13 protein-coding genes and 1 pseudogene are annotated in these 16,799 nt (G+C 72.6%); 6 read left to right on the plus strand and 8 right to left on the minus strand.

Features of this window, described 5'->3' with window-relative positions:
- Window positions 1–62: 62 nt before the first annotated feature.
- The 5 genes from ACIRJR_RS17275 to ACIRJR_RS17295 all read right to left on the minus strand — a co-directional run bounded on the left by ACIRJR_RS17275 (window position 63) and on the right by ACIRJR_RS17295 (window position 6,407).
- Complete coding sequence (locus ACIRJR_RS17275; RefSeq protein WP_403780733.1) at window positions 63–1,007, minus strand: LD-carboxypeptidase; 945 nt, start codon at window positions 1,005–1,007, stop codon at window positions 63–65.
- Window positions 1,004–3,004 (minus strand): S9 family peptidase, encoded by a 2,001-nt coding sequence (locus ACIRJR_RS17280; RefSeq protein WP_403780736.1) that lies wholly within the window; start codon window positions 3,002–3,004, stop codon window positions 1,004–1,006. The genes ACIRJR_RS17275 and ACIRJR_RS17280 overlap by 4 nt, the downstream gene beginning before the upstream one ends.
- A 53-nt stretch (window positions 3,005–3,057) precedes the next feature.
- Window positions 3,058–4,401: a M20/M25/M40 family metallo-hydrolase gene (locus tag ACIRJR_RS17285; RefSeq protein ID WP_403780739.1), complete on the minus strand. Its 1,344-nt coding sequence runs from the start codon at window positions 4,399–4,401 to the stop codon at window positions 3,058–3,060.
- Window positions 4,394–5,227, minus strand: a complete 834-nt coding sequence (locus ACIRJR_RS17290) for a M55 family metallopeptidase (protein WP_403780742.1) — start codon at window positions 5,225–5,227, stop codon at window positions 4,394–4,396. Before ACIRJR_RS17290 ends, ACIRJR_RS17285 begins: the two co-directional genes overlap by 8 nt.
- A 178-nt stretch (window positions 5,228–5,405) precedes the next feature.
- Window positions 5,406–6,407 carry an aldo/keto reductase gene (locus ACIRJR_RS17295; protein WP_403780745.1) on the minus strand — a complete coding sequence of 334 codons (1,002 nt, stop codon included), beginning with the start codon at window positions 6,405–6,407 and terminating at the stop codon, window positions 5,406–5,408.
- Window positions 6,408–6,531: 124 nt separating this feature from the next.
- Between ACIRJR_RS17295 and ACIRJR_RS17300 the strand changes: the two genes are divergently transcribed.
- On the plus strand, window positions 6,532–7,425 hold the full coding sequence (locus ACIRJR_RS17300; protein WP_403780748.1) for a LysR family transcriptional regulator: 894 nt from the start codon (window positions 6,532–6,534) through the stop codon (window positions 7,423–7,425).
- A gap of 62 nt (window positions 7,426–7,487) precedes the next feature.
- Here the strand turns inward: ACIRJR_RS17300 and ACIRJR_RS17305 are convergent, their stop codons facing one another.
- Window positions 7,488–8,489 (minus strand): chitinase, encoded by a 1,002-nt coding sequence (locus tag ACIRJR_RS17305; protein ID WP_403780751.1) that lies wholly within the window; start codon window positions 8,487–8,489, stop codon window positions 7,488–7,490.
- A gap of 283 nt (window positions 8,490–8,772) precedes the next feature.
- Here ACIRJR_RS17305 and ACIRJR_RS17310 point away from each other — a divergent pair, with 283 nt between their 5' ends.
- The 3 genes and pseudogenes from ACIRJR_RS17310 to ACIRJR_RS17320 all read left to right on the plus strand — a co-directional run bounded on the left by ACIRJR_RS17310 (window position 8,773) and on the right by ACIRJR_RS17320 (window position 10,687).
- Entirely contained in the window at window positions 8,773–9,342 is a 570-nt protein-coding gene (locus ACIRJR_RS17310) for a hypothetical protein (RefSeq protein ID WP_403780754.1), read from the plus strand.
- Window positions 9,342–9,617: pseudogene (locus ACIRJR_RS17315) on the plus strand (bi-functional transferase/deacetylase); the annotation flags it as partial. The gene ACIRJR_RS17310 and the pseudogene ACIRJR_RS17315, both read left to right, overlap by 1 nt.
- 89 nt (window positions 9,618–9,706) lie before the next feature.
- Window positions 9,707–10,687, plus strand: a complete 981-nt coding sequence (locus ACIRJR_RS17320; protein ID WP_403780757.1) for an acyltransferase — start codon at window positions 9,707–9,709, stop codon at window positions 10,685–10,687.
- Window positions 10,688–10,734: 47 nt separating this feature from the next.
- Here ACIRJR_RS17320 and ACIRJR_RS17325 read toward each other — a convergent pair whose 3' ends face one another.
- Entirely contained in the window at window positions 10,735–13,215 is a 2,481-nt protein-coding gene (locus ACIRJR_RS17325; RefSeq protein ID WP_403780760.1) for an MFS transporter, read from the minus strand.
- Window positions 13,216–13,415: 200 nt separating this feature from the next.
- On the minus strand, window positions 13,416–13,859 hold the full coding sequence (locus ACIRJR_RS17330; protein ID WP_403780763.1) for an SRPBCC family protein: 444 nt from the start codon (window positions 13,857–13,859) through the stop codon (window positions 13,416–13,418).
- Between the two features lie 148 nt (window positions 13,860–14,007).
- Between ACIRJR_RS17330 and ACIRJR_RS17335 the strand changes: the two genes are divergently transcribed.
- On the plus strand, window positions 14,008–15,039 hold the full coding sequence (locus tag ACIRJR_RS17335; RefSeq protein ID WP_403780766.1) for an Rv2578c family radical SAM protein: 1,032 nt from the start codon (window positions 14,008–14,010) through the stop codon (window positions 15,037–15,039).
- Window positions 15,040–15,166: 127 nt separating this feature from the next.
- The gene (locus ACIRJR_RS17340) at window positions 15,167–16,741 is read left to right on the plus strand and encodes an alpha/beta hydrolase (protein ID WP_403780769.1); all 1,575 of its coding nucleotides are present in this window, start codon (window positions 15,167–15,169) and stop codon (window positions 16,739–16,741) included.
- The last annotated feature ends 58 nt before the right edge of the window (window positions 16,742–16,799 follow it).

Genomic DNA, 16,799 nt, shown 5'->3' on the forward strand with positions numbered 1-16,799 from the left:
TCAACGCGCGGGAGCCGAGTTTCCCGGGATGGCCCGCCCCGCACCCGCCGGCCGACAGGTCCTCAGACCAGCGCGGGTACCTGGGCGGTGAGTGTGCACCGGCCGCCGCCGGCCGGCGCGTCCAGCACCGCCGGCACGCCGAGCGGGACGGTCAGCGCCGTGGGGCCGTGGCCGAAGCCCAGTTCCTCGACGACAGGGATGCCGAGACCGCCGAGCCGGTCGGCGAGCACGGACCGCACCCCGCCGTAGGGTCCGCATGCCTCCCAGGAACCGCACACCACCCCGGTTATCCCGTCGAGGGCGCCGATGCGCAGGAGCCGGGTGAGGATGCCGTCCAGCCGGTACGGCTCCTCCCCGGTGTCCTCGAGCACCAGGAGTCCGCCCCGGGCGGAGGTCCGGGCACCCGGAGTGCCGGCGTCGGCGGCCAGCAGGCTGGCGCAGCCGCCGAAGGTGATCCCCCGAGCCGTGCCGGGGACCAGCGCGGCCGCCGCGTCCAGCCCCAGGGTCCGCACCGACTCGGGCTCGAACAAGGTGGTCCGAAGTGCCTGCTGGGTGGCGGCGTCCTTCAGGAACACCTCGGTCCCGATCATCGGTCCGTGCAGGGTCGAGAAGCCGGCCCGCAGGGCGAACGCCTCGTGCAGCACGGTGATGTCGCTGTAGCCGACGAACACCTTGGGCCCGGCCGCGCGCATCGCCGCCCAGTCCAGGAGGTCGACCATGCGGTGGGCGCCGTATCCTCCCCGGGCGCAGAGCACGGCGTCCACGGACGGGTCGCACCACGCCTCCTGGAGGTCCCGCGCACGGTCCTCGTCCGTACCGGCGAGGTGGTCGAGTTCCGGGTGCGTGTCGAGGGCGTGGGGGGCGGCGACGGGGTCGAGGTCCCAGCCCCGCAACAGGTCGAGGCCGCGCTCCATCCGTTCGGCGGGCACGGGGCCGCTGGGGGCGACGACCGCGACCCGGGCACCCGGCCTCAGCCTGGCCGGGCGGGCGAGGGGCTCCAGAGTCACTTCCTCAGCTCCAGCCGGGGTACGTCGGTACGGTCGATGCCGAACGTCTGCGCGTAGAGGGAGAGTTCCGCCTCCAGGGCCCGCTTCACGGTGCCCGCGCGGCGGAAGCCGTGGCCCTCCCCCTCGAAGGAGATATAGGCGTGCGGGATCCCCCGTCCCTCGACCGCCGCGAGGAAGCGCTCGCACTGGACGGGCGGACAGATCGGGTCGTCGAGCCCCTGGAGCAGCACGAACGGCGCGGTGAGGCCGTCCGTGTGGTGGACGGGCGAGCGCTCCCTGTACCGCTCGGGCACCTCGGCGTACGGGCCGACGAGCGATTCCAGGTACTGCGACTCGAAGTCGTGCGTCTCGCCGGTGGCCCAGCCCTCCAGGTCGAGGATCGGGTAGCTGATGGCCCCGCAGGCGTACACGTCCGTCTGCACGAGGGAGGCGGCGGCGGTCCACCCTCCGGCGCTCCCGCCGCGGATCGCCAGACGGCCGCGGTCGGCGGTGCCCTCCTCCGCCAGCCCGAGGGCGACGGCCGCGCAGTCCTCCACGTCGACCACGCCCCACTGTCCGCGGAGCCGTTCGCGGTAGGCGCGGCCGTAGCCGGTCGAGCCTCCGTAGTTCACCTCGGCGACACCGATCCCGCGCGACGTGAAGTAGGCGATCTCCAGGTCGAGGACGAGCGGGCTGCGGCCGGTGGGACCGCCGTGCGCCCAGATCACGTAGGGCGGCAGCTCACCCTCGGGGCCGGCGTGGTCGGGGTGGCGCGGCGGGTACACATGGGCGTGGATCTCACGCCCGCCGGGCCCGCTGAAGGTACGGACCACGGGCTCGGGGAAGTAGCCGGGACCGACCGCGTCCCGGTGGGGCACACCGACGGTCCGGGTGTGGCCCGTGGCGGTGTCCAGCTCCACGACCTCGTACGACGTGTGAGGGCTCGCGGCGATGCCGACGACCCTGGTGTCCTGCACGGCCAGCGTCTCGGCCCACGCGGTCCAGGGCCCCACGGCGTCGACGAGCTCGCCGGTCTCCGGGTCGAGCAGGCCCAGTGAGGTGGTGCCCCGGCCGTGGATCACCGCGATCAGCCCGTTGTCCAGGAGCTGGAACCAGCGCAGGCCGATCTTCCACAGGGGCCCGCCGAACTCCTCGTTCCGCACGCCGCAGAGGCGGCTGCCGGGTACGGCCGCGTCGGCGACGGCGTCGGGCCTGAGCCGCTGGAGTTCCCACCAGCCGCCGACGTCCGACACGAAGACCAGGGAGCCGTCCCGGTCCCACTCCACCTGGACGACGGACTCGTCGGTGCCGCCGACCAGGGGCCTGACCCCGGTGAACGCGCCCTCCGCGGTGACGTCGGCCGTCTTCACGACGGTGCCGTCCCAGGGCATCCGCGGGTGGTCCCACGCGATCCAGGCGACCCGGCGGCCGTCGTGCGACAGCTTGGGCCCGGTGACGAACCGGTCGCTGTCGTCGCTGAGTTCGCGTACGGCGCCGCGGTCGCCTGCCGCCGATCCGTCCAGCGGCACCGCGGCGATCAACCGTCGCACATCGGTGGGGGACTCCCCCGTGAACTCCTCCAGGACGCACCACACCTCGCCTCGGGAGAGATGCAGCTGCGGGTCCACCCAGCGCAGCCCGCCGCCGATGCCGGAGACCGGCGTGAGCGGCCACGGCTCGTCGGGCCCGTCCGGCGCGTAGGCGTAGAGCCGCTGGTCGGGGAAGTGGACGAAGACGACCAGCGGCCCGCCCTCGCCGCGCGCGGCGCCCGACCACGGCACTCCGCCGTACTCGATGACGCGGCTGCGCGGGTTCCACGGCTCGGGGAGCACCGACCGGGTGCTGCCGTCGGCCGTACGGCGCACGAGGGCGCGCCTGCCTCCTTCGGCGGGGCGCGGTTCCGTCCACCACACCTCGTCGCCGACGGTTCCGACGAACTCCGGCCGGCCGTCGTGCGCGGCGGTCAGCTCCGCGTCGATCGGTGACGGCCACGTGCCGTACGCCGCTGTGGACACCATGGTCGGTTCCCCCTCTTCGGTCAGGCGGTGCGGTTCATCCGGTGTGCCGGTCGTCAGGCGTTGCGCAGGAAGTGGTCCAGGACCCGGACGCCGAAGTGCAGGGCCTCGACGGGCACCCGCTCGTCGACTCCGTGGAACAGGGCCTGGTAGTCGAAGCCGGCAGGCAGCTTGAGCGGGGAGTAGCCGTAGCCGGTGATGCCGAGGCGGGAGAACTGCTTGGCGTCGGTGCCGCCGGACATGCAGTAGGGGACGACGTGCGCCTCGGGGTCGAACAGCTCGATGGCCGTGCGCATCTTCCGGAACGTCGACGAGTCGACCGGGGCTTCGAGGGCGACCTCGCGGTGCTGGAACTCCCAGGTGACCCCGGGGCCGGTCAGCCGGTCCAGCGTCTCGCGGAACTCGTCCTCGCCGCCGGGTACCATCCGCCCGTCGATCTGGGCGGAGGCATGGCCGGGGATCACGTTGACCTTGTAACCGGCCTCCAGCAGCGTCGGGTTGGTGCTGTTGCGTATGGTCGGCTCGATCAGCGCCGCGGCCGGGCCGAGCTTGCCGAGGATCTCGTCCACGTCGAACCCGGGGGCGTCGGGGTCGACACGGATGTGGTGGAGCGCGGCGATCTCGGTGAGGGCCGCCCGTACGGTCGGCGTCAGCCGTACCGGCCACTCGTGCTCGCCGATCCGGGCTACGGCGGCGGCGAGCCTGGTGACGGCGTTGGCCCGGTTGACCTTGGAGCCGTGGCCGGCCTTGCCCTCGGCGGTGAGCTTCAGCCACCCCGTCCCGCGCTCCCCCGCCGCGACGGGGTAGAGCGACATGCCGGGTCCGGCGTGGAAGGTGAAGGCGCCGGACTCGCTGATGCCCTCGGTGCAGCCTTCGAAGAGCTCCGGGTGCCGGTCGGCGAGGAAGCCCGCGCCGTCGTGCGCGCTCGCCTCCTCGTCGGCCGTGTAGGCGATGACGATGTCGCGACGCGGACGGAGGCCCGCGCGCGCCCAGGCCCGGACGACGGCGAGGATCATCGCGTCCATGTTCTTCATGTCGATGGCCCCGCGTCCCCACACGACGCCGTCGCGCACCTCGCCGGAGAACGGGTGCACGGTCCAGTCGTCGGCCATGGCGGGCACCACGTCGAGGTGACCGTGCACGAGGAGGGCGTCGGCGGACGGGTCGGTGCCCTCGATCCGCGCGACGACGTTCGTCCGTCCCGGGGTGCGCTCCAGGAGCGCGGGCTCCAGGCCCGCCTCCGCGAGGCGCTCGGCGACGTACTCGGCGGCCGGGCGCTCGCGGCAGCTGCCGTCGCCGCGGTTGGTCGTGTCGATCCGGATCAGCTCGGAGGTGTACGTCACCGACTCCTCGAGCGCCCGCTCGTCCACGGGTCCGGTGGGGTTGCCCGCCTCAGCCATACTGTTCCTCCACGGCGGCCGACACGATCGTCGTCACCGCCTTGAACGTGCGAATACCTTCGTACATCGTCCCGCTGGTGTAGGCGACGCGCCGCTCACCGCTCGGCGCCACGCCGGGAACCACGGTCGCGGCGCCCGCCAGATGCTCGGCGTCGAACTCCAGCTCCACCGTGTACGACCCGCTCGTCACGGGTGCGCGGCGGACGGCGAGCGCGGTCGCCCCGGCGGCCGCCGCCCTGATGTCGGCGGCGGTCCGGGCCGGGGTACGGCACACGGCGGCGTACCGCGAGACGTGGTCCTTGACCGCGACCGTGCGTGCTTCCGGGGCGTAGCCCGCGGCGTCCACGCAGGTCAGGTCGTCTCCGGTGACCAGGACGACCGGCACGCCGTACTCGGCCGCGACATGGGCGTTGAGCAGGCCCTCGCTGGCTCGGACGCCGTTCAGCCAGACCCCGGTGATGGAGTTGGCGAGGTAGGTGTGGGCGAGCACGCCCTCCGTGCCGGCGCCCGTGTGATAGCCGACGAACGCCACGCCGTCGACGTCGCCGTGCTGGATCCCCTCGACCATGGAGAGGGACTTGTGCTTGCCGGTGAGCATCTGGACCCGCTCGTCGAGCTGCTCCAGCAGCAGGTTGCGCATGCTCCAGTGCGCCTCGTTGACCAGCACCTCGTCGGCGCCCCCGTCGTAGAAGCCGAGCGCCGCCGCGTTCACGTCGGAGGTGAACAAGGAGCGGCACCGCTCCCACTGCGGGGTACCGGGCAGCACGTCGGCCGGCCAGGTGACTCCGGTGGCGCCTTCCATGTCGGCGCTGACGAGGATCTTCACGGTGCGCGGTCCTGTCCCTGGTCGGTCGCTCCCCACACCCGTCGCCGGGAAGAGGATCTTCGTGCCGGATCACGGTACGCGCCGGGACAGCGTGGGACCAGAGCCGTCGTGATCTGTCACTGGTCCAGTCCGGTGAAGCCGTTCGCCGCCCGGGTGCCGGGCGGCGGACGACACGGGTTCAGGGGCGGGCGGTCCCCTTGACGAGCTCTTCGATCCGGGCCAGCTCGTCGTCGCCGAACTCCAGTCCCCGGACGGCCTCGACGCTGTTCTCGAGCTGCGCGACGCTGCTGGCGCCGACGACGGCGGAGGTGACCCGGCCGCCGCGCAGCACCCAGGCGAGCGCCATCTGGGCGAGGGACTGTCCGCGCTCCCGCGCCAGATCGTTCAGCGCGCCGAGGCGGTCCACGAGGTCCGGGGTGACGGCCTCGGCGGAGAGGAAGGGGCTGCTCCCCGCCGCGCGCGATCCCTCCGGGATGCCGTGGAGATAGCGGTCCGAGAGGATCCCCTGCTCCAGCGGGGAGTACGCGATGGAGCCGGTGCCCAGCTCGTCCAGGGTGTCCAGCAGCCCGTCCTCGACCCAGCGGTCCAGCATGGAGTAGCGCGGCTGGTGGATGAGGAGGGGGGTGCCCAGCTCGTCCAGGATGCGGGCGGCCTCGCGGGTCTGCTCGGCGGAGTAGTTGGAGACGCCCACGTAGAGCGCCTTGCCCTGGCGCACCGCCGCATGGAGGGCACCCATGGTCTCCTCGAGCGGGGTGTCGGGGTCGAAGCGGTGCGAGTAGAAGATGTCGACGTAGTCGAGGCCGAGCCGGGTCAGGCTCTGGTCCAGCGAGGAGCGCAGGTTCTTGGCGGAGCCCCACTCCCCGTAAGGGCCCTCCCACATGTGGTAGCCGGCCTTGGTCGAGACGACCATCTCGTCCCGGAGTCCGGCGAAGTCCGTCTTCAGGGCGCGGCCCATGGCGGTCTCGGCTGAGCCGGGCGGCGGACCGTAGTTGTTGGCGAGGTCGAAGTGGGTGATGCCGAGGTCGAAGGCCCTGCGCAGGATCTCGCCCTGGCTCTCGGGGGTCCGGTCACCCCCGAAGTTGTGCCAGAGCCCGAGCGACAGCGCGGGCAGCAGCAGACCGCTGCGCCCGGTGCGCCGGTAGGGCATGGCGGAGTAGCGGTCGGCGGACGGAAGGTACATGCGGGCACTCCACGGGACACGGCGTAGCGCGCCAGGTCTGGTGCGCGATCCCAAGACTGACGGAGAAGGATCCAGCGGTCCAACAGGAGATTCCACTGGGATTCATCGGCTAGGTTGCTCAATCATGGAATTGCGCCAGCTGGAGCACTTCGTCGCCGTCGCGGAGGAGCAGCACTTCACCAGGGCGGCCGAACGTCTGGCCGTCTCCCAGTCCGGGCTGTCGGCCTCCGTGCGGGCGCTGGAGCACGAGCTGATGACGCCGCTGTTCAGCCGTACGACGCGCACGGTCCGGCTGACCGAGGCGGGCGCCGCCCTGCTGGTGGAGGCGGAGCGCACGCTGGCGGGGGCCAGGGCGGCGCGGGACGCCGTCGACGCGGTGCGGGGGCTGCTGCGCGGCACACTGACGCTGGGGGTGGAGCAGTGCGTGGCCGGGGTCAGCACGGCCCGGCTGCTCGCGGCCTTCCACCGGGAGCACCCGCACATGGAGATCAGGCTCCGGCAGGAGGGCACGTCCAGCCTGCTGGAAGGGGTGGCCGGAGGCCGGCTCGACCTCGCGTTCGCCGCGACCGTCAGCCCGCCGGAGTGGCGTGGCGAGCTCGTGCCGCTGGCGCGGGAGCCCATGGTCGTCCTGTGCGCCGCCGGGCACCGGCTCGCCGAGGAGGGCGCGGTCGCGGAGTGGAGCGAACTGTCCGGAGAGTCGTTCATCGACTTCCACCCGGACTGGGGGCCCAGGCGTGCCGCGGACGAGGCGTTCGCCGGGGCGGGGGCACGCCGTACCGTGGCGCTGGAGGTCAACGACGTGCACAGCCTGCTGGAGCTGGTGCACGAGGGCCTCGGCATCGCGGTGGTGCCGCACCACTTCTCCCGCAAGCCGGAAGCGCGCGGCCTGGTGGCCGTGGAGCTCGGCGGGACGCGGCGGCCGGTCTACGAGAGCGTCGTCGTACTCCCTCCCGCCCGGGCCATGAGCCCGGGGGCCAAGGCGCTGATGACGCTGGTCCGGGAGGCCCCGCTGCGCTGACCGCGGCCGGCCGCACGGCCGCTCTCACCGCTCAGCGCTTCCGCGAGGCCGCACGGCCGCTCTCACCCGCTCAGCGCCTCCGCGAACGCGCCCGTGTCCTGGTCGACGCCGCTGCAGGAGTCGGAGGCCGCCGTGGTGTCCTCGTCCGCGCCGCACTCCTGGTCGCGGAAGGACGCCCACAGCGAGAGCGCGCCGACCCCCCGGCGTGCGGCGAACGCCCGCAGGGACACGGCGTCGTCGAGGGTGAAGGTCTCCCCCGCGACATCGTTGACCCCGATCATCACGGTGATGTGCAGCGCCTTCCACGCCGCGTCCTGCGACAGGCCGAGCGCGTCCACGAGCTGGTCGTGGGACGCGGCGGCCGCCTGCTCCGCGTAGTCGCCCATGTCGCCGGTGTGGGACGTGCTGTAGTTCATCGCCATGATGTTGACCGCCGAGACGTCGACGCCCTGGTCCACGGCGTCCTCGATGACGGCGAGCCCGGTGTCCTCGAGACCCGTCGGCATGACGGGCAGCGTGTAGGTGACGTCGAGGTCGCGCTTCTCCTGGAGCAGGGCGAGGGCCTCGTTGCGGCGGGTGACGGACGCGGTGTCGGCGAGTGCGTCGCCCTCGATGTCGAAGTCGGCCTTGGTGGCCCCGACCGCGTCCAGGACCTCGGCGTAGGCGTCGGCCAGCTCCTCCGCACTGTCGCAGGCCAGCGCGGCCTCCGTTCCCGCGGCTCCGCCGAAGGAGACCCGGAGGTCCGCCCCGGCCCCGGTGAGCGCCTCGGCCCGGGACGCGACCGCGCCGCTCCCGGCCGCGGCGGTGCCGCCCCAGAGGGGGGTGCACCGCGATCCGGCGGTGGTGACGAACGCCAGGTTGTACGTGTCCGGGGAGCCCGCACCGTCCGCGCCCGCGGCCGTCGTGGCGCTCACGTACGGGGTGTACGCGGTCTCCGCCGCCGGTGGGGGCGGCGCCGATCCCTTCGCCTGGTCGGCGACGCCGCCCGTCGCGCAGGCCGAGCACGCGAGGCCGAGCGCGATCAGCCCGGCGGCGACCGAGGGAACTCGTGTGCGCCTTTGCATGACGTATCTGCACCTGCTCTCGAAGAGGTCGTCCACAACGGCGGCCGGTGCTGCCGGGACACCATGAACCTCTCACACCGAGGCGCTGCGCGAGGACACAGGAGACTCATGGGAAGCGCCCTCCCTGTCGGGCAATTCCCTTGCGGGGAAGGGGTCGAGGACCACGACGCCGGCCACCCCCGCGCGGCGCCCTCTCAGCACCCCGACAGGTTCGAGCCCGTTTCACAGCGCGCGGCCAGGAAAGCTCCAGACTTCGCACAACCGCCTTCGCCACCATGCGCACATGCAATCCGACACCGTCATCGAGAAGGACCCGGCGCAGCGCGGCCGACGCCGGGCACACGCCGGCCCGGCCCGCGCGGCCGGACGCCGACGCGCGGCGGCGCAGCCGCAGGAGGGGCCTGTCTTCGTCGACAGCTCCGGACGCCGGGCCAGGCTCCTGCGCCGCGCGGGCGTGCTGCTGGGCACCGTCTGCGTCGGCTACGCGGCCGTGCTGGCGCTCGCCTTCATGGGCGGCATCTCCCTGACTCCCTCCCAGCTCCTCCCCTTCGACGGCGGCCCGGCGGCGGAGGCAGGCCCCGGCGGCGGGACGCGGCCCGGCTACGGCCTGCCGCCGGGTGACACCGTGACCCCGGGCGGCGCGCCGGCACCGGGGCGGGCAGCACCGTCCGACCATGCCTCGGCTTCGGCTTCGGGTTCGGCCTCGGGCTCGGGCTCGGGCTCGGGCTCGGGCTCGGGCTCGGGCTCGGGCTCGGGCTCAGCGTCGGCTTCGGCTTCGGCGTCGGCTTCGGCTTCGGCTTCGGCTTCGGCTTCGGCTTCGGCTTCGGCTTCGGCTTCGGGCGGGGCGAACTGATGGCCGCTTCGCGCCGCCGGCACGCCACGCCCGGCAGGATCGGCCGCGTAAGGCGCCAGGCCGTCCCACGGCCCCGCGTGATCATGGCCCTGCTGCTGTTGCTGGGGCTCGTCTGCACGATGCTGCTGGACGGCTATCTGCGCGCCGAGGTCGGCGACGACCAGCGGGTGCGCTCCGACGCCCCGGCGGACACGGTGCCCGACGACGTACTGGAGGGCGGGCCCCTCCTGAGCTTCCCCGGCGGCACCGCCCGCACCCAGTCGGTGCCGGACAGGCGGGGGCGCACCGCAGGACGGCACTCGCGTCGCCGGCGGCCGCGGCCGCCGGCACCGGCCGCGACCGGTCCTTCGACGTGCTGCGGGCCGTGGCGCTCGTCCGCGTGGTCGCCTACCACACCTTCGAGTGGCCCTGGCTGGGATACGTCTTCCCTTCGATGGGCGTGATGTTCGCGCTCGCCGGCTCTCTCATGGCCCGCTCGCTGGAACGCCCGGCCGCCGGTGTGGTCCGCGGCAGGCTGCGGAGGCTCCTGATCCCCGTGTGGCTGTTCGGCCTCGCGCTCGGGGTGGCGATGCTCCTGCACGGCTGGGTGCCGGGGCCCGACGTCCTGCTCTGGGTGCTGCCGGTCGGCGATCCGCCGGGCGACGCGTGGGGCGAGCAGGCATGGGCGGTGCTCTGGTACCTGCGCGCCTACCTGTGGTTCGTCCTGCTCTCGCCTCTGCTGCTGCGTGCCTTCCGGCTCGCACCCCTCCCCGTGCTCGTCCTGTCGCTCGCCCCCGTCGTGGTGCTGGAGGCGGTGTCCGGTGTGCCGGACGGACGGCTGGGGAGTGCGCTCGGCGACGCCTCGGTGTTCCTGTTCTGCTGGCTGCTGGGGTTCGCACACCGCGACGGCGTGCTCGGCCGGCTGCGCGGATCGGGAGCGGTGGCCCTCGCGGTGCCACTGATGGCCACCGGTGCGTGGTGGGCGTCCGGGCACCCGGTGGACGGCTCGTTCGACCTGGACGACATCCCGCCGGCCCAGGCGCTGTGGTCGGCGGGGTTCGTGCTGCTCCTGCTGCGCTTCCGGCCGCGCTTCGACCGGCTCGCACGCCATCCGGTGGCCGACCGGACCGTCACGGTGTTCAACGCGCGCGCGGTCACGGTGTACCTCTGGCACGAGGTGGCACTGATGGCCTCGGTGCCGCTGATCGACCAGATGTGGAACGTACGGGCGCTGGAGCGGTATCTGCCGCTGGACAGCCCGTGGTGGCAGTTCGGTGTCGCCTGGGTGCTGATCGCGGTCGCCGTGGTGTGCGTGGGCTGGGTCGAGGACGTCGCGGCGCGGCGAAGGCCCCGTCTGCTGCCCTGAGCGGCGGGTGTGCGGCGCCCCGCGCACACCCGCCGCCCGACCGGCTCTCAGTCCTCGTGTCCCAGCTGGAGGTCGCGTTCGGTCCTGCCCCCTCCGGGGAGCTGGAGAACGGTGGCGACCGGCGGGTACCCGGCGGCGATGACGGTGTACTCACCGGTGGAGAGGTCCACGAACCGGAAGGCCCCGTCGGAGCCGGTGGTCAGGGTGTCGACCACGTTGCCCGCCGCGTCCAGGAGCGTGACCCTGGCGTCCTCGACGGCCCGCCCGCCGGGGGCGCGGACGATGCCGCGCAGCACGGCTCCGCCGGCCAGCTCGATGTCCTGCCTGGTCTCCCGGGCGGCCTGCACACTGACCGGGAGGGCGGCGGGCCGGTAGGCCGGCGCGCTGGCGGCCAGGGTGTACTCCCCGGCGACCAACTCGCTGATGACGTAAGCCCCTTCGCGCCCGGTCCGGGTCGTCGCGACGACTTCGCCCCGTACGTCGGTGAGGGTGACCGCCGCGTCGCGGACGGGGGCGCCGTCGGGCGTGAGGACCGCTCCCGCCAGCCGTCCCGCGCCGCCCAGGACCACGTCGAGCTCCACGGGCCGTTCGCCGACCGTGACACTGACGGCCTGCGGCTGGTGCCCGCCCGCCGCGGCGATCAGCACATAGGCACCGGCTGCGGGCGCGCTCAGCGCGTACCGCCCGTCGTCGCCGCTCGCACCGCGCCCGACCTGCCGCCCCTGGACGTCGATGAGGGTGAGCGCGGCCCTTCCCACCTTCGTGCCGTCGGGGTGCTGGACGCGTCCGCACACGGGGACTCCGGAGAGGGAGCCGGCCTGCGGGGGGCCGGCGTCGGGGCGCGCCGCCGGGATCGTGGACGGGCTCGCGGACGGGCTTGCGGACTGGTCGGCGGCCGTGGAGGAGATGGGGTGGGACACCAGGGGTTTCTCCTTGAGGAAGAAGGCGAGGAACAGGCCGAGCAGGAGCACCGGCACGAGGTAGAGGAAGATCCGCGGCATCGCGTCGGCGTACGCCTGGATGTAGGCGTCGCGCAGCGCGGGCTCCATGGCGTGGACCAGCTGCGGGGTGATCGACTCCGCGTCGGGCAGGTCGGCGCCGGAGGGGAGCCGCACACCGAGCGCGTCGGCGAGCCGTCCCGCGAACAGCGTGCCGAAGATCGCGGCGCCGACGCTGCCGCCGATCTGCCGGAAGTAGTTGTGGGCGCTGGTGGCGGTGCCGAGGTCGGAGGGACGTACGGAGTTCTGGACGGCCAGCACCAGGATGGACATGACCAGACCGATCCCCACGCCCAGTACGGCCTGCCAGATGCCGTACTCCAGCGCGGAGGTACCGGTGTCCAGGCGGGAGAGCAGCCACATGCCGACGACCGACACTGCCCCGCCGACGACCGGGTAGACGCGGTAGCGGCCGGTGCGCGAGACGAGCTGTCCGGAGACGACGGAGGCGACGACGATGCCTCCCATCATGGGCAGCATCAGGAGCCCCGACTCGGTGGCGGACACGCCCTCGACCATCTGGAGATAGGTCGGCAGGTAGCTGGCGGCCCCGAAGAGCGCGACCCCGACGACCGCGCCCACCAGCGAGGTGACGTTGAAGACCGAGTCGCGGAACAGCCGCAGCGGGATGATCGGTTCGGCGGCCCGGTGCTCGACGACGAGGAAGAGCAGGGTCGTTCCGGCGGCACCGGCGGCGAGCCCGAGAATGGTTCGCGAGCCCCACGCGTACTCCGTACCGCCCCAGCTGGTGAGGAGGACCAGGCAGGTCGACGCGGCGGCGAGCAGGAGGGCTCCCAGCACGTCGAGGCGGGGACGGACGGCCGGTTTGGGCAGCTTCAGTACGAGCGCGATGACGGCGAGGGTGACGATGCCGAACGGCACGTTGATGTAGAAGCACCAGCGCCAGGAGGCGTGGTCGGTGAAGAAGCCGCCGAGGAGGGGCCCCGCGACGGAGGCGAGGCCGAAGACCGCCCCGATGAGGCCCATGTAGCGGCCCCGCTCCCTGGACGGGACGATGTCCGCGATGATCGCCTGTACGCCGATCATGAGTCCGCCGCCGCCGATGCCCTGGACGGCCCGGAAGGCGATGAGTTCGTCCATGGTCCGCGACCAGCCGGCGAGGGCGGAGCCGATGACGAAGACGACGATCGCGAACTGGAAGACGCCCTTGCGGCCGAAGAGGTCGCCGAGCTTCCCGTAGATCGGCAGGCCGATCGTGGAGGCGAGGAGGTAGGCGGTGACCGCCCAGGACATCTTGTCCAGGCCGTGCAGCTCACCGACGATCTTCGGGAGCGCGGTGGCCACGATCATCTGGTCGAGCGCCGCGAGCAGCAGGGTGAGCATCAGGCCGAGAAAGACCAGCCGAACCCTGCGGGGGCTGATGTCGTCGGGCGGTGCGGGCGGTCCGCCGGCGGCCGGCGGTGCCGGCGGGCCGGGCTCCGCTTCGGCGCCGGACAGCGGCCAGGCACCGGGGGGCCCGTACTCCGTGCCTCCCGGCCCGTCCTTCACCAGAGTGATCCCACCCACCACGTGACGCTCCCCTCGTCGCAGCTGCGCCGCCCATTTCTCGCACCAGGTGGCAAGGCGGGGCAAACGCGACCGGGCGTGCGCACGGCGCACACAGAGGGCTTACGCCCCGGTGGGAGGCACTACGGCGCACAACCGGCCACCCCGGAAAACCACCCGTTCCGGTGAGGCCGGCCGCGACGCCAACAGCAGGAGGAGCAGGGTTACTTCTCGACCTCGGCGGCGAGGTTCTGCAGCAGTTCGTCGTAGATCCGGCCGAGCCCCTTGGGCGCGAAGGTCTTCTCGAAGAACCCGCCGATGCCTCCCGCGCCGTTCCAGACGGTGGTGACGACGGCCTTCGAAGTGCCCTCGCCCGCCGGGGTGACCGTCCACGTGGTGACCATCGTGGAGTTGCGGTCCTTCTCGACCAGCTGCCCGTCGGTGGGCTCGGTGACCTCGAGCAGGCAGTCGCGTACCCGCTTGCTGGTGGCCTGGAGCTTCCAGTGGACGAGGGTGCCTTCGCCGTCTCCGCCCTCGCGCACCTCGTACTCGCTGAAGTGCCCGGTCAGCACCTTGCCCCGGACCTCCTTGTAGTCGGCCAGCGCATCGAACACCGTCTCTGCGTCCGCCGCGATGATCCGCTCTGTCGTGGCCTCGACCTGCGCCATGCCTGCTCCTCCAGCACTCGGTTGTTCGGGGTGCTGCTGAGCCAACCACCTCGGGGACGGCCCCTCAAAATCGGGTCCGGCCTTCCACCGGGCACGATCAAGGGAACATATGTTCTATTCTCTGCGGAGTGCTACCGAGGAGGCGTTCATGCGCTGGGACAATCTTGCAGAGAACACCACAAAAACGGGCGACGGTGCCCTCTTCGCCGCGGACGCGGTGACCACACGCACCTTCGACACCCCGGAATTCAGGGGAATCACCTTCCACGAGATCCGGGCCCGCTCGATCGTGAACCGGGTGCCCGGCGCCTCCCGCATGCCGTTCGAATGGACCGTGAACCCGTACCGGGGGTGCAGCCACGCCTGCGTGTACTGCTTCGCGCGCAGGACCCACAGCTATCTGGACCTGGACACCGGGCTGGGCTTCGACTCCCAGATCGTCGTCAAGGTCAACGCCGCCGAACTGCTGGGCCGCCATCTGGCCTCCCGGCAGTGGCAGGGCCAGCACATCGCGATGGGGACGAACGTCGACTGCTACCAGCGGGCCGAAGGACGCTACCGGCTGATGCCCGGCATCATCGCCGCCCTGCGCGACCACGCGAATCCGTTCTCCATCCTCACGAAGGGCACCCTGATCCTCCGCGACCTCGACCTGCTGCGGCAGGCCGCGGAGGTCACCGAGGTCGGCGTCTCCGTCTCCGTCGGCTTCACCGACCCCGAGCTGTGGCGGACCGTCGAACCGGGCACCCCCTCCCCCGAGCGCCGCCTGGACGTCGTGCGCGCCCTGGCGGACAACGGGATCGGCTGCGGAGTCCTGATGGCACCGGTCATCCCCTTCCTCGGCGACCATCCCGACCAGCTGCGCGCCACGGTCCGCGCCATCGCCGCCGCCGGGGCGACGTCGGTGACCCCGCTCGTCCTGCATCTGCGGCCGGGCGCCCGTGAGTGGTTCATGCAGTGGCTCGCCCACCACCACCCGCACCTGGTGCACCGGTACGAGCGGATGTACGCGGACGGGGCGTACGCGCCGACGTGGTACCAGCGGGGCATCACCCGCCGGGTGCACGAGCTGGCCGCGGAGTTCGGCATCGGCCCGGCCGACCGGGGCGGCGCCCGGCGCACCGTACGCGAGACACCCGCGGCTCCCGCCGCCGGCGCCACCCAGCTGAGCCTGCTCTGACCGCATCCGTCTCCCGGCCCGAACGGGTCAACTCTCGGCCTCACGTGTCCTTCCGCTCCCGGATCCGGGAAGCATGCGGCGGGAGCTGTGCCCACCACAGCCGCGTTGCCCCACCACGGGAGGCCCCATGACGAAACGTGCAGGAATTCTGGTCGCCGTCGGCGCCACGGTCGCCGGTCTGGTGACCGCCGCGCCCTCCACCGCGTCCACACCGTCCGCCACCCCCGCCGCCGCGCCGCTCAAGTGGACCGGCTGCGGGACGAAGTCCTATCCGACGCTGCAGTGCGCAACGGTCACCGCGCCGCTGGACCATGACAACCCGTCGGGCAGGCCGGTCACGCTCGCCCTCTCCCGGATCCCCCACACGGCGAAGAAGTCGCAGGGGCCGCTGCTGGTGAATCCCGGGGGCCCCGGCGGCAGCGGACTCTCCATGGCCGGCTTCGTGGCGGGGTCACTGCCGAAGAAGCTCGCCGCCCAGTACGACGTGATCGGGTTCGACCCGCGCGGAGTGGGCAAGAGCCGGCCCGCGCTGAACTGCCTGCCGAAGTACTTCGCCCCCGTGCGCCCCGACTCCGTGCCGGACTCCTACGAGGCGGAGAGGACCGCGCGCGACCGGGCCGCGTCCTTCGCCACCGCGTGCGGCGAGAAGCACGGCGACCTGCTGCCGTACATGGACACCGTCAGCGCCGCGAAGGACCTCGACGTCATCCGCCGCTCCCTCGGCGCGAAGCAGATCAACTACTTCGGATACTCGTACGGCACCTACCTCGGGGCTGTCTACGCCAAGCTGTTCCCCGAGCGCGTACGCCGCCTGGTGCTCGACTCGGTGGTCGACCCCGACGGCGTCTGGTACGAGGACAACCTCGGCCAGGACCACGCGTTCGACGCCCGCCACAAGGCCTTCGCCGCCTGGGTCGCGAAGAACGACGCCACGTACAAGCTGGGCAGCGACCCGGCCCAGGTGGAAGCCGCGTGGTACGGGATGCGCGAGGCGGTGAAGAAGCACCCCGCGGCCGGCAAGGTCGGGCCGGGCGAGCTCGAGGACACCTTCATGCCGGGCGGCTACTACGACGGCTACTGGCCGCGCCTGGCCGAGGCGTTCGCGGCGTACGTGAACGACGACGACGAGGACGCGCTCGCCACCGCGTACGAGGACTTCGCCGCCGTGGACAAGGCCGGGGAGAACGGGTACTCCGTCTACGCGGCCGTGCAGTGCCGTGACGCCGGCTGGCCCCGCACCTGGAGCACCTGGCGCAACGACACCTGGGAGGCGCACGCGAAGGCGCCCTTCATGGCGTGGAACAACACCTGGTACAACGCTCCCTGCGCCACCTGGCCCGTCGAGCCCCTGGAGCCCGTGCGGGTCACCAATGACGAGATCGGGCCGGCCCTGGTCTTCCAGGCGACCGATGACGCGGCGACCCCCTACGAGGGCGGCGTCACCATGAGCCGCGAGCTCAGGGGCTCGGGCCTCGTCGTCGAGCAGGGCGGCGGGAACCACGGCATCACGCTGAGCGGCAACAACTGTCTGGACAAGCACCTGGTGCGCTACCTGACGGACGGCACCCTGCCTGCCGCCGCCGGCAGCGGGCCGGACGCGGTCTGCGCCGCCCTGCCGGAGCCGAAGGCGACTGCGTCCGCGAAGGCGGGTGCGAACACGAAGGGCAGCACCCTGCACGGCCTGCTGGGCTTCCGCGGCTGATGCGCGGCTGAGAGAGGCCGGGCCCCAGGCCGGGGGCGTACGCGAGGACGGACCACGT

The sequence above is a fragment of the Streptomyces sp. NPDC102402 genome, from assembly GCF_044765765.1.
Lineage (GTDB): Bacteria > Actinomycetota > Actinomycetes > Streptomycetales > Streptomycetaceae > Streptomyces.

Coding starts and splice junctions, on each gene's coding strand:
- ACIRJR_RS17330 (WP_403780763.1), bottom strand. CDS start 13,859: ATGGCGCAGGTCGAGGCCACGACAGAGCGGATCATCGCGGCGGACGCA.
- ACIRJR_RS17310 (WP_403780754.1), top strand. CDS start 8,773: ATGCAATCCGACACCGTCATCGAGAAGGACCCGGCGCAGCGCGGCCGA.
- ACIRJR_RS17335 (WP_403780766.1), top strand. CDS start 14,008: ATGCGCTGGGACAATCTTGCAGAGAACACCACAAAAACGGGCGACGGT.
- ACIRJR_RS17300 (WP_403780748.1), top strand. CDS start 6,532: ATGGAATTGCGCCAGCTGGAGCACTTCGTCGCCGTCGCGGAGGAGCAG.
- ACIRJR_RS17340 (WP_403780769.1), top strand. CDS start 15,167: ATGACGAAACGTGCAGGAATTCTGGTCGCCGTCGGCGCCACGGTCGCC.
- ACIRJR_RS17305 (WP_403780751.1), bottom strand. CDS start 8,489: ATGCAAAGGCGCACACGAGTTCCCTCGGTCGCCGCCGGGCTGATCGCG.
- ACIRJR_RS17285 (WP_403780739.1), bottom strand. CDS start 4,401: ATGGCTGAGGCGGGCAACCCCACCGGACCCGTGGACGAGCGGGCGCTC.
- ACIRJR_RS17295 (WP_403780745.1), bottom strand. CDS start 6,407: ATGTACCTTCCGTCCGCCGACCGCTACTCCGCCATGCCCTACCGGCGC.
- ACIRJR_RS17280 (WP_403780736.1), bottom strand. CDS start 3,004: ATGGTGTCCACAGCGGCGTACGGCACGTGGCCGTCACCGATCGACGCG.